Genomic DNA, 12,903 nt, shown 5'->3' with positions numbered 1-12,903 from the left:
ACAGTCAGGGATCAGGTGCCGCGAATTACACTCAGGCGCGCACGAAACGTTGGCGCAAGACATCGCTCAGGGCGTCCACCAGCAACACCAGCACCAGCATGGCGATGATCACCGTGCTGGCCTGGGCCTCCTGGAACAGGCTCAGGGTCGCGTAGAGCATCTGCCCCAGCCCGCCCGCCCCCACGAAGCCCAGCACGCTGGCCATGCGGATGTTGTTCTCCCAGCGATAGAGGCTGTACGCCAGCAGTTGCGGCCACAGATTGGGCAACGTGCCGAAACAGAACGCCACCACTTGGCTGCCACCTTGCAAGCGGATCGCCGCCGCAGGCTCTGGCGGTGCATTTTCCAGCGCCTCGGCGAACAGCCGCCCCAGCACCCCGGCAGTGTGCAGGGCCAGCGCCAGCGTACCGGCATTCGGCCCCAGGCCTGCGGCCAGCACGGTCAGCGCGGCCCAGACCAGTTCCGGAATCGCCCGCAGCGCGTTGAGCAGCAGGCGCGACGCGCCCTGCAACGACCAGCCAAAACGCCCGGCGGCCGGCAACGCCAGCACCATGCCCAACAGCATCGCCAGCAGCGTACCCATACCCGACATCGCCAGTGTTTCCAAGGCGCCCTGCCCTACCGCGCGCAGGTGTGCCAGCGACAGGTCCGGGTGCAGGAAACGCGCCGCGTATTCGCCCATCTGCGCCGGCCCGCCACTGCCGACGACCGCTGCCAGGTCCAGCTCCAGATAAGCAAAAGACGCCAGCACCGCCGCCAGGACCGCGACGATCACCAGCCCATTGATCACCCGGTTCATGCGAGCCTCCCGCGCAGGAAACGGCTGAGCAAGTCGGCCAGCACGACCAGCAACAGGAAAGTCAGCAGCATGCTCGCCACCTCGGCACCGGCAAACATGCGCATCGACAGATCGATCTGCTGGCCCAGTCCACCGGCACCGACGAAGCCCATCACCACCGAAGCGCGCACCGCGCACTCCCAGCGGTACACGGTGTAGGACACCACTTCGCTCGCGGCCTCGGGCAGAGTGCCGTAGAGAAACGCCGACAGGCGGCTGCTGCCGGCCTGCAGCAAGGCATGGGCGGGACGCTGGTCCACCGACTCGAAGATCTCCGCGTAGACCTTGCCGAGCATGCCGCTGTAGGTGATGGCGATAGCCAGCACACCGGCAGTCGGGCCCAGGCCCACGGCGCGGACGAACAACAGTGCCCAGACGATCTCGGGCACGCTGCGCAGGAAAATCAGCACGCCTCGCACCGGCAGGCGCGCAGCCCGGGACCATGGCCCCAGGCGCCCTGCGCTGGAAGCGGCCCGCAACGACAACGCCCGGCTGGCCAGCAGGCTGGCCGGTACCGCCAGCAGCAGTGCCAGGCTCATGCCTGCGGTGGCCACGGCCAGGGTCTGCACCGTGGCGGTGAGCAGCAAATCGAGAAACCCGGCATCGTGGGCCGGGGGCCAGAACGCGCTGACGAAGCCGGCCATCTGCTGACGGTTCTCGGCCTGCAACAGCACGCCGGGGTCAAGCTCACTCAGGTGCAGGCCCGGCCACAGCAGCGCCAGGCCCAGCAGGGTCAGCAGCAAACGAGGCAAGGCAGCAGGATCGCGCTGGTCAGTGCTCAGCATCGCGGGATCTGCACCTGCAGGCTCGCCGTCGCGGTGACAGGCGATGTCAGTTGCTCATTGGCGTACAAGGCGCCGAGCATCGCTTCGCTGACCGCTTGCGCCGGGCAATCGAACGCCACCTGCCCGGCGCGAATGCCGACGATGCGCGGAAAGTGCGCGAGGGCGAGCTCCACCGCGTGCAGGCTGGCGACCAGCGTCACGCCGTGGGCCTGGGCATGACGATTAAGCAACGCCAGGCTGTGATCGGCGAGCACCGGGTCCATGGCCGAGACCGGCTCGTCGGTCAACAGCACTTCAGGTCGCTGGTACAAGACGCGGGCGATGCCGACCCGTTGCAACTGTCCACCCGACAACTGCCCGCACTGGGCAAACAGCTTGTCAGCCATGCCCAGCTCGGCCAGTGCCGCGCGGGCACCGGGTATATCCCCGGGGTGAATCAGGTTGAGCAGCCCGCGCAAGGTGCCCCACTGCCCCAGGCGCCCCGCCAGCACGGCGGTGACCACCCGCTGGCGCGGCGGCAGGGGCGGCGCCTGGTGCACCAGGCCGACCCGTGCGCGCAAGCGCTGGCGGGCGCCGGCAGACAGTGCCCAGGGCTGCTCGCCCAACAACTCCAACCGCCCGCTACTGGGCGGCACGGCAGTGGCCATCAGGTGCAGAAGGCTGGATTTGCCGGCTCCGGACGGACCGATGATCGCCACCCGCTCGCCCTGGCCGATTTGCAGGTCCAGCGCGCTCAAGGCCTGGACCTGGCCATGGCGCACGCTGGCGCCCTGAACACGGATACTCACTTGAGCAGTTCGGCCTTGCGTGCGGCTTCTTCGATACCCTTGTAGTTCTCGGGTTTGGTCTCGATGAAGCGGCTGGCTGCCTGCAGGTCGAGGACCGCCTTGTCCGCAGGCTTGGCCGGATCCAGGGCGAGGAAGGCTTGCTTGATCTTCTCTTTCAGCGCCGGGTCCATTTTGCCGCGCACGGTCCAGTTGTAGTCGTAATACGTCGGTGTGGTGGCGAATACCTTGACCTTGTAGGTATCGACCTTGCCGGCATCGACCAGTTTCTGCCATACGCTGGCGTTGAGTACGCCTGCATCGACCTTACCCGCCGCCACCCAGGCCACGGTGGCGTCGTGGGCACCGGAATAGGCGACGCGGCTGAAGTAGCTCTCAGGCTTGATGTTGTCTTCCTTGAGCATGAAGTAGCGCGGCATCAGGCTGCCGGAGGTGGACGAAATCGAGCCGAAGGCGAAAGTCTTGCCCTTCAGGTCGGCCAGGCTCTTCACGTCAGGGTTGGCGGTGATGAACTTGGAGGTGAACTGGGCATCCTGCTCCCGCTGCACCAATGGCGTGGCGGTCGGGTCCTTCAGGTGCACTTGAACGAAGGTGAAGCCCCCCAGCCAGGCCAGGTCCAGGCGATCGCTGGCCAGCGACTCGACCACCGCGGGGTAGTCGGCGACCGGCACGAACTGCACCTTCATGCCCAACTGCTGCTCGAGGTATTCACCCAGCGGCTCGAACTTGCGCAGCAGTTCGGTCGGTGCTTCATCGGGGATGGCGCTGACGCGCAGGACGTCGGCGGCCTGGGCGACCACGGCGCAGCAGGACAGCGCGAGACCGGCAAACAGTGCCAGGGGGCGTTTGAGCATGGGGGTTCTCCGGTTCAATAGCGGGGCATGGGTCGGTGTCGAATCGCGGGAAGTATAAGAGCCGCAGGCACAAAGGTCAGCTTTGCTACAATCGCGCATCACGAAAAGTCGAGGTGCACATGAGCGAGCCGATTCGTCTGACACAGTACAGCCACGGCGCTGGCTGTGGCTGCAAGATTTCTCCCAAGGTCCTGGATGTGATCCTCGCCGAGAGCGGCACCCAGGCGCTGGACCCGAACCTCTGGGTCGGCAACGCCTCGCGCGACGACGCTGCCGTCTACGCCCTGGATGACGAGCGTGGCGTGGTGTCGACCACCGACTTCTTCATGCCCATCGTCGACGACCCGTACGACTTCGGTCGCATCGCCGCCACCAACGCCATCAGCGACATCTACGCCATGGGCGGCGACCCGCTGATGGCCATCGCCATCCTCGGCTGGCCGATCAACCTATTGCCGCCGGAGGTCGCCCGCGAAGTGATCCGCGGTGGTCGCGCGGTCTGCGCAGAGGCAGGCATCCCACTGGCCGGTGGCCACTCCATCGACGCCCCGGAACCGATCTTCGGCCTGGCCGTGACCGGCGTGGTGAGCAAGCGCAACCTCAAGCGCAACGACACCGCCAGCGTCGGCTGCCGCCTGTACCTGACCAAGCCGCTGGGCATCGGCATCCTCACCACCGCCGAGAAGAAAGCCAAGCTGCGCGAACAGGACCAGGGCCTGGCCCGCGACTGGATGTGCACCCTCAACACACCGGGAAGTCGCTTCGGCAAGCTCGACGGCGTGCAGGCGATGACCGACGTCACCGGCTTCGGCCTGCTCGGCCACCTGGTCGAAGTCGCCGAGGGCAGCGGCCTCACCGCGCGCCTGCAATTCGCTGCGGTGCCGCGCCTGCCCAGCGTCGAACATTACCTGGCCGAGGGCTGCATCCCAGGCGGCACCTTGCGTAACTTCGACAGCTACGGCCACAAGATCGGCACACTGAGCGACGAGCAGAAGCACCTGCTGTGCGACCCGCAGACCAGCGGTGGCCTGCTGGTGGCAGTCAGCCCGCAGGGCGAGGCCGAATTCCTCGCCGTGGCACGGGAGCTCGGGCTCGAACTGGCGCCGATCGGCGAGCTGGTCGAGCGACAGAGCCACGCAGTCGAGGTGATCTGATGCGCCCCGACTGCACCGAGCTGAAACAGCTGTTCCTCGACGACGTGCCGATGATGGACATGCGCGCGCCGATCGAATTCTCCAAGGGCGCTTTCCCCGGCGCCGTCAACCTGCCGCTGATGAACGACCAGGAGCGGCAGAAAGTCGGTACCTGCTACAAGCAGCAGGGTCAGGCCGCCGCCATTGCCTTGGGCCACCAGTTGGTCAACGGCGCGCTCAAAGAGCAGCGCCTGGAGGCCTGGGCGGCATTCACCCAGGCTCATCCCGACGGCTACCTCTACTGCTTCCGTGGCGGGTTGCGCTCACAGATCGTCCAGGGCTGGCTCAAGGAAGCCGGCATCCAGTATCCGAAGGTGGTGGGCGGCTACAAGGCCATGCGCACCTTGCTGCTGGAAACCACCCAGCAAGCGGTGCAGCACTGCCACTTCGTGCTGCTGGGCGGCCTGACCGGCACCGGCAAGACCGACGTGCTGCTCCAGCTGGACAACGTGCTGGACCTGGAAGGCCACGCCAACCACCGTGGCTCCAGCTTCGGCAAGCGCGCCACCGCACAGCCGGCGCAGATCGACTTCGAGAATACGCTGGCCATCGACATCCTGAAGAAACGCGAGCGTGGCATCGACCAGTTCGTGCTCGAGGACGAAGGCCGCGTGGTCGGCAGCTGCGCGGTGCCGCTGGAGCTTTACCAGGGCATGCAACGCTATCCGCTGGTGTGGCTCGAAGACAGCTTCGCGCATCGCGTGGAACGCATCCTGCGCGATTACGTGATCAACCTGTGCGCCGAGTTCATCGCCGTGCACGGTGAAGAGGCCGGCGGCCCGCTGTTCGCCGAACGCATGCGCCAGAGCATGGCCAACATCTACAAGCGCCTGGGCGGCGAGCGCTTCCAGCGGCTGTCGGCGTTGCTCGACCAGGCGCTGGAGGAGCAGTTGCGCAGTGGTGACGTGAGCCTGCACCGAGGGTGGATCGAAGGGCTGCTCAAGGAATACTACGATCCGATGTACGCCTACCAGCGGGCGGCCAAGGCACAGCGGATCGAGTTCGCCGGAGACGGGGTGGAAGTGCGTGAGTACCTGAAGGCCCGGGCACTGCGTGAGCAACGCGGCGCCTGACTCGCAAGCCCGCTCCTACTCCCCTGTTGGAGCGGGCTTGCCCGCCCAACCAAAGGGGTCACTGTACTCCGCGTCAATGCTTGTACAACTTGAACTCACGATCTATCCAGATCACATGAAAAATCCGCCCACTGCGGTACCCCACCATCGCCACCAGGTCGAAAGCCCTGAACGCCAGCAGCCGAACATCTTCAGTGAGGAATGAAGGCAATACAGCCCTGATACTGCCGCGCGAAATCGTCTCCGTACCATAGCCATGGCGATCGAGCTGGCGGATCTCTCGCCACGTGCGCTGACTGATCTGACGCAAGCGCTCGAGCATCCTGGCGCGCTCTGCCTGCTGGCAGTCCTGAATGCACCAACCTGATTGCAGATACTCCAGTGAGAACACCGGGGGGCGCAGGTCCGACTCGTCAGACTCGCCAGCCATGTGGCGTGCCCTTACCTGATTTCCCTGGGCATCTCGCTCCTTGAGCCGCTTACGTACCATCGCTCAGTTCACCAGGTGATTCCTGAAATACCGTTGCATTTCGTCCCGGGGAATCTCCCGGCTGAAAGCGCCCTCCTGATAGTTGTCCCGCCAGGGGTCTTCTTCATGGGTCAGTTGACGGAGCTTCCACGCCGAATACTGCCCATAGACCTCGAAGACCTCCTTGATCAGGCGGGTCTGATCCCTGGAAAAGCAGGTCGGCTCGAACACTGCAGGCATCGGGACCGGGTTCGAGCCATGCTGGCTGAACCGACGGTAGAGGTCGGCCACGACCGGGCCATGCATCCAGGCCTCGATACGCTCTTCGAACAACGGGGCGCCCAGCAAGGCCAGGCTGAAGCCCTGCGCGTAGTAGACGAGCTTCTGCAGCTTCAGGTTCGAGATCTCACCCGTCTCGCCTTCCAGGGTGAGGAAGTAATTGGCGACATCGATGCTTTCAGGCATGTGCTCCTCCCTTGGTGAACGTGCTGTCCATGAGCTGTACAAAAATACAGCCATCAGCGTCGCGGCGATACCCTTCAGCCGACCAGTTCACCCGCCAATCTGTAAGCTGATGCTGCGCTACTGCCCCGGGCTGAGCACCCGTTCCAGCTCCGCCGCCCGGTCCTTGCTCATGTCCATCTCGCACATCGCGCCTTCGATGCGGTAGATGCTGCCGTTGCTGAACTTGCCGTGGAACGCGCAGTTGCCGTCGCGGTACTTCATCCAGGTGCGCTGTACTTCGCGCAGGTCCTTCTGCTGCTGGCTGTCGAGCTTGGCCATGAGCTGCTTGTAGACCCGGTTCAGCCGGTCATCCTGCAACCGGGTTTCGGCCTGGATGCAGGCGCCCATTGCCAGCGTGCTGGAGGCTTTGTCCATGCACTGGGTGTAAGTAGGCGAATAGTCCTCGGCCTGGGCGCCGGCAACGATCAGCAGGGCGGCGGCGCCGACCAGGCAATGCTTGAACATGGGCTTTCCTTTTCGCAAATGAATGCGGCACAGCCTAGCATTCTGCTCCGCCTTCGTTCACGCACAGCGCCTGGATTTGCGCCCGCAGCCAGCGGTGCCCGGCATCGCCGTCGCGCCGCGAGTGCCAGGCCTGGGCGAAGGCGAACGGCGAGATCGCCAGGGGCGGCGCGAACTGGCGCAGGGCCGGGTCCAGGCGAGCACCAACGAGGCTGCGCCGGGCCACGGTGAGCACCAGGTCGGTCCCGGCAATCACACTTTGGGCCACGCCCCAATGCGGCAGGGTCAAGGCGATGCGCCGACGCGCGCCCAAGGTGGCCAGGGCCTGGTCGATCTCGTTGTCGATGCCGGGGCGCACCGCCACCAGCACATGGGGGCGCGCCAGCCACGGGTCCAGCGCCAGGCCGCCGCGGGGCGGCAGGCTGGCGCGGTCGGCCAGGCAGACGAAGGACTCCTCGAACAGCACCTGCTGGGTCATTTCTGTCGGCAACTCCGGAAACACACCCAGCGCCAGGTCCGCCTCGCCGTCGATCAACTGGCCGAGCATCGCCTCGCGGCTGCCCTGGGACACCACCAGGTCGATGCCCGGCGCTTCGCGTCGCAGCAGGCGCATCAACGCTGGCAACACCACACGGGCGCCATAGTCGGACATGGCCAGGCGAAAGGTACGCCGGGCCCGCGCCGGCTCGAAGCCCGGCGTGCCGAGCAATCCGTCGAGTTGCTGCAAAGCCTCCTGCAACGGCGCGTGCAGAGCTTCGGCGCGGGCCGTCAGTTGCAAGCGGCCACCGCGTCGAACCAGCAGCGGATCGGCGAAGATCTCGCGCAACTGCGCCAACGCATGGCTGACCGCCGGCTGGCTGCGGTGCAGGCGCAATGCCGCACGCGAAACATGCTGCTCGCTGAGCAGGGCGTGCAGGGACAGCAGTAGATTGAGGTCGATACGGCGCAAATCATCCATGCCACGAATACAGCCTGTGCAACGTTCGAATTTCCATCATTCAAATGCATAGCGAAGACTGACGCCAGTGTTTTCATCAGGAGTAGACACCATGCCCGCCAGCCTCTTCGCCGCCCTCCCCTTGCTCATCGCCCTGCTTGCCGGGGCCGCCGTGCCGTTTCAGGCGGGCAGCAACGCCGCGCTCGGACGCCTGCTCGGCCATCCGCTGTGGGCGGCCGGTGTTTCTTTGCTGGTCAGCCTGCTGATGCTGGTGCCGGCCCTGCTGCTGATGCGCGCGCCGCTGCCGCAGGTGCAGCAACTGGCCCATGCGCCCTGGTGGGCCTGGTTCGGCGGGGTCGCCGGGGTGCTGTACATCACCGCCGCGCTGGTGCTGACGCCGCGGCTAGGCGCGGCGGGGTTCATCGTCTGCGTGGTGGCCGGGCAGGTGCTGTCGTCGCTGCTGATCGACCAGTTCGGCCTGATGGGACTGCCGGAGCGGCCGGTTAACCTGTTGCGACTGGCGGGGATGGGGATGATCGTGGTCGGGATGATCGTGGTGCAATGGGGGACGGCGCGGTAAGGCCATCACAAGCTTTGCGGCTGCTCCGGCGGCACGATCACCTTGTGCGGCTCGAAACGCAGCGACGGCATCTGCGTACCGGCATACAGCGCCACGCTGAGGGCAGCGATAAGCGCCACATCGAGCCAGCCCCAGCCCGGGACATCCGCTGCTGAACGCGCCTTCCAGCACCACCAGAGCTGCCCCATGCAAAACACCAGGATCGCCAGCAACCACAGGTAGAAGCCCGCGCCAAAACCGGTCACATCCTGGAAGGCGTAGCTCTGGTTGTCCGGCAAGCGGGTGATCGCGAAGCTGCTGGCCGCCAGATACAGCGCCAGCAGGCCGCACCCCAGCGCCAGGCGGCGGAACCGTCGGTGGGCAAGAATCGCCAACGCCAGCAGTGGGTTGGCGAACCACTGGTACAGGCCGAAGGCGATACCCCACGGGCCGTAAAGCAGCATCTGCAATGCCGGTACATGTCGCCCTGCGCCTGTCAGGGCACCATCGAAGGCCAGGCTCAGCAGGTACAGGGCGAGGCTTGTGGTCAGGTAGAAAGCGGGCAAGTCAGGCACCTGGTAAAAGCGGACGAGCTGCGACCTTAACCCAGCCTTTGCCGTCTTTCCAAACCCAAGGCGCGTCTCGCCCTCCGACAAAAAGGCCGCGCAGCCAATCTGGAGAGTTCAGCCTGCCTGTACCTGCTCCATTGGCTCGTCGGAACTGCGAATTTGTACCCCCAGGCTGGGCATCTTGGTCGCCACGTAGATCGTGCTCGTCAGCACCGCGATCAGCAGCACATCGAACCAGCGCCAGCGCGGCATATCCTGGGCCGTCTGCGCCTTGCGGCACCACCACCCCTGCCCCAGGCAGAACAGCAGGATTGCCAGTGTCCACAGGTAGTAGCCGGGGCCGAAACCGGTAAGCGGCAGGAAATCATAGCTGCGGTTGTCCGGCAGCCGCTCGATGCCCAGGCAACTGAGCGCCAGGCCCAGGGCGATCAGGCCAGCGCCAAGCGCCACCCGGCGAAAACGCCGGCGGGCGAGGATTGCCAGCCCCAACAACGGATTGGCAAACCACTGGTACAACCCGAAGGCAATGCCCCATGGGCCCATGAGCAGTATCTGCAACGCCGGCATATGCCCGTCGACGCCCATCAGCAGGCCATCGAAACACAGGCAAAGAAGGAACAGCACAAGGGTGAACATCACATAAAAAGCAGGCACGCGCAGGCTCCATCCAGCAGCGAAAGGCGCGACCATAGCGCAAGCGGGCGTCAGGCGACAGGCGGTTCGAGCAACAGACCGTAAAGCCCCGAGTCAGACAGCTCGCCGGCCACGCACCAGCGGGCGCGCAGGGTGCCCTCCAGGACAAAGCCCTGGCGCTCCAGGGTACGTGCCGAGCCCTGGTTGCGCGGGTCGATTTCCGCCTCCAGGCGGCGCAGGTGCAGGGTGTGGGCCAGGTAGTCGATGAAGCAGGTCAGCGCTTCGTCCATGTAGCCCCGGCCCTGGGCGGACTTGGCCAGGCAGTAGCCGACTTCGCCCCGGCGCGAGGCCTCTTCGAGGTTGAACAGCTGGACCATGCCGATCAGCTCTCCGTTGTCACGGCGGTACATGCCCAGCTTGAGCAACTGGCCGGCGGCATACGCCTCGCGGTCGGCGGCCAGGGCGCTCTCGGCCTCGGCCAGGGTCTGCCAGGGGGCGTGGTACCAGTAACGCATGACCTCGGGGTCGGCCATGATGGTCAGCCACTGCTGCGCGTCGCCATGACGCATGGGGCGCAACTGCAGGCGTGGGCTGTCGAGGCACAGGTCGCTGGGGAAACTGCGGGGGTCGGGCACGCCGGGACTCCTGTCCGGTGGTGGGGAGGATGACAGTCTAGCGTCAGTGGATACCCGGACGCACGCGTGCGAGATAGGCCGAAAGGATTGGTGGATAACGAAAGTTATCCACTCATGCACTCAATAGCGCCTGCCTCGATGGGTCCACCAATATCTGAGACCCTGGCATCGGTAACATTGAATATCCCCCTGCGAAGCAGATTTCATAACCGGTGCCTGACCTAGCATTTCTACCAGGTGGCAGACATAAGGGACTATGTTACATGTAGGGACGTGCGGGCACAGTCAGGTTTACATACACCTGCGCGACGTAGGCAATCATTGAACCGCACTATCCTACTTGGAAACGGCCATGTCTATTGAAAAAAACACCCCCCAATCCCTGGAAAAACCTGAGATAGAAGAAGCGCCCAGCGGAAAGCTAAACTGGTACGACCTGAACGGCAAAAATTTCAATACCATCATTAGAGACCTACCCTCCGACGCCGTCGACAAAGAACTGAAACTGACATGGCTGGGCACCACCGCTGACGGAGATGAGCTAGATCCCGAATACAAAAAGCATCCCGTACAATGGCCTGATATCTTCAACGGTCTCAAGATTGAACTGGAAAATGACCTCGCAAAGGCTGTAGTGGGCGGGAGCGCAGTAATTGATTATGAAATCGCACCTGACCTCAAGTCCCCTTCACTGAACATCACTGTAATCGATGGTACACCTGTCACACCCGAACCAGAGCTCAAATCTCCTGAAGTCATAGAAGCCATTGATTCAGCATTGAGTCCTGATAGAGTGGGAGAAGATGGAGCAACGGTACTGATCAAGACAGTAGCGCCTATCGTGGAAGGTGATCAGATCTTACTTGCAATCATCGCAACCAATGGTGATGGAACACCGATTGAACTCGAACCACCAGCTGAAGCAGCGGGAGCACAACATACAGTGTTCAGTATTGCCAAGGGCCTGGTCGAAGCGATCGCCGGAGGCTCGCTAACACTCCGCTATACAGTAAACGGAGAAACCTCACCAACCTTGGAGTTAAGCGTCGATTATGGAATCATTCCTCCAAAACTTGAAGGTAAACTACCTCCACAGCCAGGCGCCCCCATCAAGATAATCGTGCCAAAATACACAGGCATGAACGGAGACAAGATAGCGATATCTATTGATCTACCACACCTGAGCTATCGTTCATCGCAAGAAGAAGCCAGCGAACTGGAAGACCAGACAGTTGAGATACCCTTTGGCATTTTCATATCCTCCCTGAGCACGACTGCAATCGTTCATTACCATGTCAGCCGCCAGATAGATGAGAACAATGAAAAGGCGTGGACCTCAATTCCACTGAATGTACAGATAATTGGCCACGACATAACCATGGCACCGCCAGTCTACCTGTCATTCGCAGACATCGCCCCCAGGTATAATTTGTCCTACCATGGCATAGCTGTAGGCAGTATAGTTCAAGTCTATTGGCATGCAGAGGGCAGAGAGCTAAGGCAAGCAGAGCTCACAATTGATCATGATGGGGACTTTCACTATGTACCCATTCCCAGAGACTGGCTGACTTCGGATAAAAGTAGAACCGTCTGTGGTAATTTTTCCATTCTTCAGGATGATGGTACTTCAAGAAAGTTCTCGCCCGGCGTGGTTTTCCAGGCATAAATCAGGGTGCGCTTCATATCGTCAAATACACTCCACACGCGTTCTGGGCTTGCTGAAACGCCCCTGTCGACGGCTGACGCTGCGCCTCGACAAGGGCATCTTTCACTTGCTGCGATTCAGACCCAGTTCCATATCATCAATCAGCCCCTTGGCCAACCCACTGAGAATCCGTGCGGCACTGCCGGCCATGAGATCCCCTTCCATTTCCGCTTCGGTGGTGAAATGCGCCACGCAGCCGAGCAGCACCGACAAGTCGCTGAAGGCGTGGTCGAACGGGATGCCGGGCTGGATACAGAAGATCTCGAGGCAGGTGGTCTTGCCTTGGGTCGGGCCGTGCTTGTGCTCGTCGCTCATACCGGCGCCCCCTTGGCCCGGGCGTGGCGGACCAGCGCGATGACCAGTTGCCCGAGGATCTCGACGCTGTCCATCATCACGTCGAGGCGCGCGTCGCGCTGGCAGACGGTGTAGGCGTGGACGGTGTCGCTGAGGGTGTGCATCAGCTTATTGGCGTGGGCCATGGCTTCCTCGGGGTCGAGGTCAGCGATGATGGTGACGAAGGGGATTGGATAGGGTGGATCAGGTACTAGTTTTTTCATAGTTGTTACTCTGGAAAGGGTTTCTAGAGCAACCACCAGCATCCTTCTCACAGACAAGGGTGGCAGCCGTACGCGAGGTGAGAAGACCGTGTCCAGACACCACGGCCAGACCGAAGTCTGCGCGCGCACGGCTGCCATAACAGGCAACCTGGATCTGGACATGGACGGGCTTCTCACACCCGGTCGCCAAATGTGACGACCCAGTGACGGTACCCCTGATGTATTTCCCGGCCAATTCAGAGCCTTCCGGCAGGCGCGTAGGATAGGTCCGAAGCGCTGACTGACTGAAGGATTTGGTTTCAATTTCGGAAAAATCTTACGCATGCAGAAACGTATCGCGGGGCA

17 protein-coding genes are annotated in these 12,903 nt (G+C 63.1%); 4 read left to right on the top strand and 13 right to left on the bottom strand.

The window, feature by feature from the left end; all coding sequences use genetic code 11:
• Positions 1-31: 31 nt before the first annotated feature.
• The 4 genes from phnE to KHO27_RS00705 are packed head-to-tail and all read right to left on the bottom strand — an operon-like array spanning position 32 to position 3,262.
• Positions 32-799, bottom strand: coding sequence for a phosphonate ABC transporter, permease protein PhnE (phnE, locus tag KHO27_RS00720; RefSeq protein WP_110700515.1), 768 nt, complete (start codon positions 797-799; stop codon positions 32-34).
• The gene (locus tag KHO27_RS00715; RefSeq protein WP_214501022.1) at positions 796-1,623 is read right to left on the bottom strand and encodes a PhnE/PtxC family ABC transporter permease; all 828 of its coding nucleotides are present in this window, start codon (positions 1,621-1,623) and stop codon (positions 796-798) included. Before KHO27_RS00715 ends, phnE begins: the two co-directional genes overlap by 4 nt.
• A complete protein-coding gene (locus tag KHO27_RS00710; RefSeq protein WP_110700519.1) occupies positions 1,617-2,411 on the bottom strand; it encodes a phosphonate ABC transporter ATP-binding protein in 795 nt (264 codons plus the stop codon). The genes KHO27_RS00715 and KHO27_RS00710 overlap by 7 nt, the downstream gene beginning before the upstream one ends.
• Complete coding sequence (locus KHO27_RS00705) at positions 2,408-3,262, bottom strand: putative selenate ABC transporter substrate-binding protein (protein ID WP_214501021.1); 855 nt, start codon at positions 3,260-3,262, stop codon at positions 2,408-2,410. Before KHO27_RS00705 ends, KHO27_RS00710 begins: the two co-directional genes overlap by 4 nt.
• Before the next feature lie 119 nt (positions 3,263-3,381).
• Between KHO27_RS00705 and selD the strand changes: the two genes are divergently transcribed.
• Together selD and mnmH are read left to right on the top strand one after the other, a co-directional pair.
• Complete coding sequence (gene selD, locus KHO27_RS00700) at positions 3,382-4,416, top strand: selenide, water dikinase SelD (RefSeq protein WP_110700523.1); 1,035 nt, start codon at positions 3,382-3,384, stop codon at positions 4,414-4,416.
• Complete coding sequence (mnmH, locus tag KHO27_RS00695; RefSeq protein ID WP_214501020.1) at positions 4,416-5,528, top strand: tRNA 2-selenouridine(34) synthase MnmH; 1,113 nt, start codon at positions 4,416-4,418, stop codon at positions 5,526-5,528. The genes selD and mnmH overlap by 1 nt, the downstream gene beginning before the upstream one ends.
• 73 nt (positions 5,529-5,601) lie before the next feature.
• Here the strand turns inward: mnmH and KHO27_RS00690 are convergent, their stop codons facing one another.
• The 4 genes from KHO27_RS00690 to KHO27_RS00675 all read right to left on the bottom strand — a co-directional run bounded on the left by KHO27_RS00690 (position 5,602) and on the right by KHO27_RS00675 (position 7,921).
• Complete coding sequence (locus tag KHO27_RS00690) at positions 5,602-5,958, bottom strand: hypothetical protein (RefSeq protein ID WP_146603125.1); 357 nt, start codon at positions 5,956-5,958, stop codon at positions 5,602-5,604.
• 63 nt (positions 5,959-6,021) lie between these two features.
• Complete coding sequence (locus KHO27_RS00685; protein WP_110700527.1) at positions 6,022-6,462, bottom strand: Panacea domain-containing protein; 441 nt, start codon at positions 6,460-6,462, stop codon at positions 6,022-6,024.
• A 117-nt stretch (positions 6,463-6,579) separates the two neighbouring features.
• Positions 6,580-6,966, bottom strand: a complete 387-nt coding sequence (locus KHO27_RS00680; protein WP_110700528.1) for a lysozyme inhibitor LprI family protein — start codon at positions 6,964-6,966, stop codon at positions 6,580-6,582.
• A gap of 34 nt (positions 6,967-7,000) precedes the next feature.
• On the bottom strand, positions 7,001-7,921 hold the full coding sequence (locus KHO27_RS00675; protein WP_214501019.1) for a LysR family transcriptional regulator: 921 nt from the start codon (positions 7,919-7,921) through the stop codon (positions 7,001-7,003).
• Positions 7,922-8,012: 91 nt separating this feature from the next.
• On the opposite strand from KHO27_RS00675, the gene KHO27_RS00670 reads away from it, so the two are divergent.
• Entirely contained in the window at positions 8,013-8,480 is a 468-nt protein-coding gene (locus KHO27_RS00670) for a DMT family transporter (RefSeq protein WP_214501018.1), read from the top strand.
• Positions 8,481-8,485: 5 nt separating this feature from the next.
• Here KHO27_RS00670 and KHO27_RS00665 read toward each other — a convergent pair whose 3' ends face one another.
• The 3 genes from KHO27_RS00665 to KHO27_RS00655 form a co-directional block, all read right to left on the bottom strand.
• Positions 8,486-9,025, bottom strand: coding sequence for a hypothetical protein (locus KHO27_RS00665; protein WP_110700535.1), 540 nt, complete (start codon positions 9,023-9,025; stop codon positions 8,486-8,488).
• A gap of 117 nt (positions 9,026-9,142) precedes the next feature.
• Positions 9,143-9,682 carry a hypothetical protein gene (locus KHO27_RS00660; protein WP_110700537.1) on the bottom strand — a complete coding sequence of 180 codons (540 nt, stop codon included), beginning with the start codon at positions 9,680-9,682 and terminating at the stop codon, positions 9,143-9,145.
• Positions 9,683-9,732: 50 nt separating this feature from the next.
• Positions 9,733-10,296: a GNAT family N-acetyltransferase gene (locus KHO27_RS00655; RefSeq protein WP_110700539.1), complete on the bottom strand. Its 564-nt coding sequence runs from the start codon at positions 10,294-10,296 to the stop codon at positions 9,733-9,735.
• Between the two features lie 352 nt (positions 10,297-10,648).
• Here KHO27_RS00655 and KHO27_RS00650 point away from each other — a divergent pair, with 352 nt between their 5' ends.
• The gene (locus tag KHO27_RS00650; RefSeq protein ID WP_214501017.1) at positions 10,649-11,962 is read left to right on the top strand and encodes a hypothetical protein; all 1,314 of its coding nucleotides are present in this window, start codon (positions 10,649-10,651) and stop codon (positions 11,960-11,962) included.
• Between the two features lie 102 nt (positions 11,963-12,064).
• Here the strand turns inward: KHO27_RS00650 and KHO27_RS00645 are convergent, their stop codons facing one another.
• Both KHO27_RS00645 and KHO27_RS00640 read right to left on the bottom strand, forming a co-directional pair.
• Complete coding sequence (locus KHO27_RS00645) at positions 12,065-12,316, bottom strand: DUF3077 domain-containing protein (protein ID WP_110700541.1); 252 nt, start codon at positions 12,314-12,316, stop codon at positions 12,065-12,067.
• The gene (locus tag KHO27_RS00640) at positions 12,313-12,558 is read right to left on the bottom strand and encodes a hypothetical protein (protein WP_214501016.1); all 246 of its coding nucleotides are present in this window, start codon (positions 12,556-12,558) and stop codon (positions 12,313-12,315) included. Before KHO27_RS00640 ends, KHO27_RS00645 begins: the two co-directional genes overlap by 4 nt.
• Positions 12,559-12,903 lie beyond the last annotated feature (345 nt).

Origin of the sequence: Pseudomonas sp. RC3H12, from assembly GCF_018596375.1 — a bacterium.
Classification (GTDB): Bacteria; Pseudomonadota; Gammaproteobacteria; order Pseudomonadales; family Pseudomonadaceae; genus Aquipseudomonas.
Note: the sequence above shows the minus strand (reverse complement) of the source record. Positions and strands in the feature narration are given on the sequence as shown.

Bases quoted from the DNA above. Each gene is read 5' to 3' on its own strand.
- phnE (WP_110700515.1), bottom strand. From the start codon at position 799: ATGAACCGGGTGATCAATGGGCTGGTGATCGTCGCGGTCCTGGCGGCG.
- KHO27_RS00715 (WP_214501022.1), bottom strand. From the start codon at position 1,623: ATGCTGAGCACTGACCAGCGCGATCCTGCTGCCTTGCCTCGTTTGCTG.
- KHO27_RS00705 (WP_214501021.1), bottom strand. From the start codon at position 3,262: ATGCTCAAACGCCCCCTGGCACTGTTTGCCGGTCTCGCGCTGTCCTGC.
- selD (WP_110700523.1), top strand. From the start codon at position 3,382: ATGAGCGAGCCGATTCGTCTGACACAGTACAGCCACGGCGCTGGCTGT.
- mnmH (WP_214501020.1), top strand. From the start codon at position 4,416: ATGCGCCCCGACTGCACCGAGCTGAAACAGCTGTTCCTCGACGACGTG.
- KHO27_RS00690 (WP_146603125.1), bottom strand. From the start codon at position 5,958: ATGGCTGGCGAGTCTGACGAGTCGGACCTGCGCCCCCCGGTGTTCTCA.
- KHO27_RS00685 (WP_110700527.1), bottom strand. From the start codon at position 6,462: ATGCCTGAAAGCATCGATGTCGCCAATTACTTCCTCACCCTGGAAGGC.
- KHO27_RS00680 (WP_110700528.1), bottom strand. From the start codon at position 6,966: ATGTTCAAGCATTGCCTGGTCGGCGCCGCCGCCCTGCTGATCGTTGCC.
- KHO27_RS00675 (WP_214501019.1), bottom strand. From the start codon at position 7,921: ATGGATGATTTGCGCCGTATCGACCTCAATCTACTGCTGTCCCTGCAC.
- KHO27_RS00670 (WP_214501018.1), top strand. From the start codon at position 8,013: ATGCCCGCCAGCCTCTTCGCCGCCCTCCCCTTGCTCATCGCCCTGCTT.
- KHO27_RS00650 (WP_214501017.1), top strand. From the start codon at position 10,649: ATGTCTATTGAAAAAAACACCCCCCAATCCCTGGAAAAACCTGAGATA.
- KHO27_RS00645 (WP_110700541.1), bottom strand. From the start codon at position 12,316: ATGAGCGACGAGCACAAGCACGGCCCGACCCAAGGCAAGACCACCTGC.
- KHO27_RS00640 (WP_214501016.1), bottom strand. From the start codon at position 12,558: ATGAAAAAACTAGTACCTGATCCACCCTATCCAATCCCCTTCGTCACC.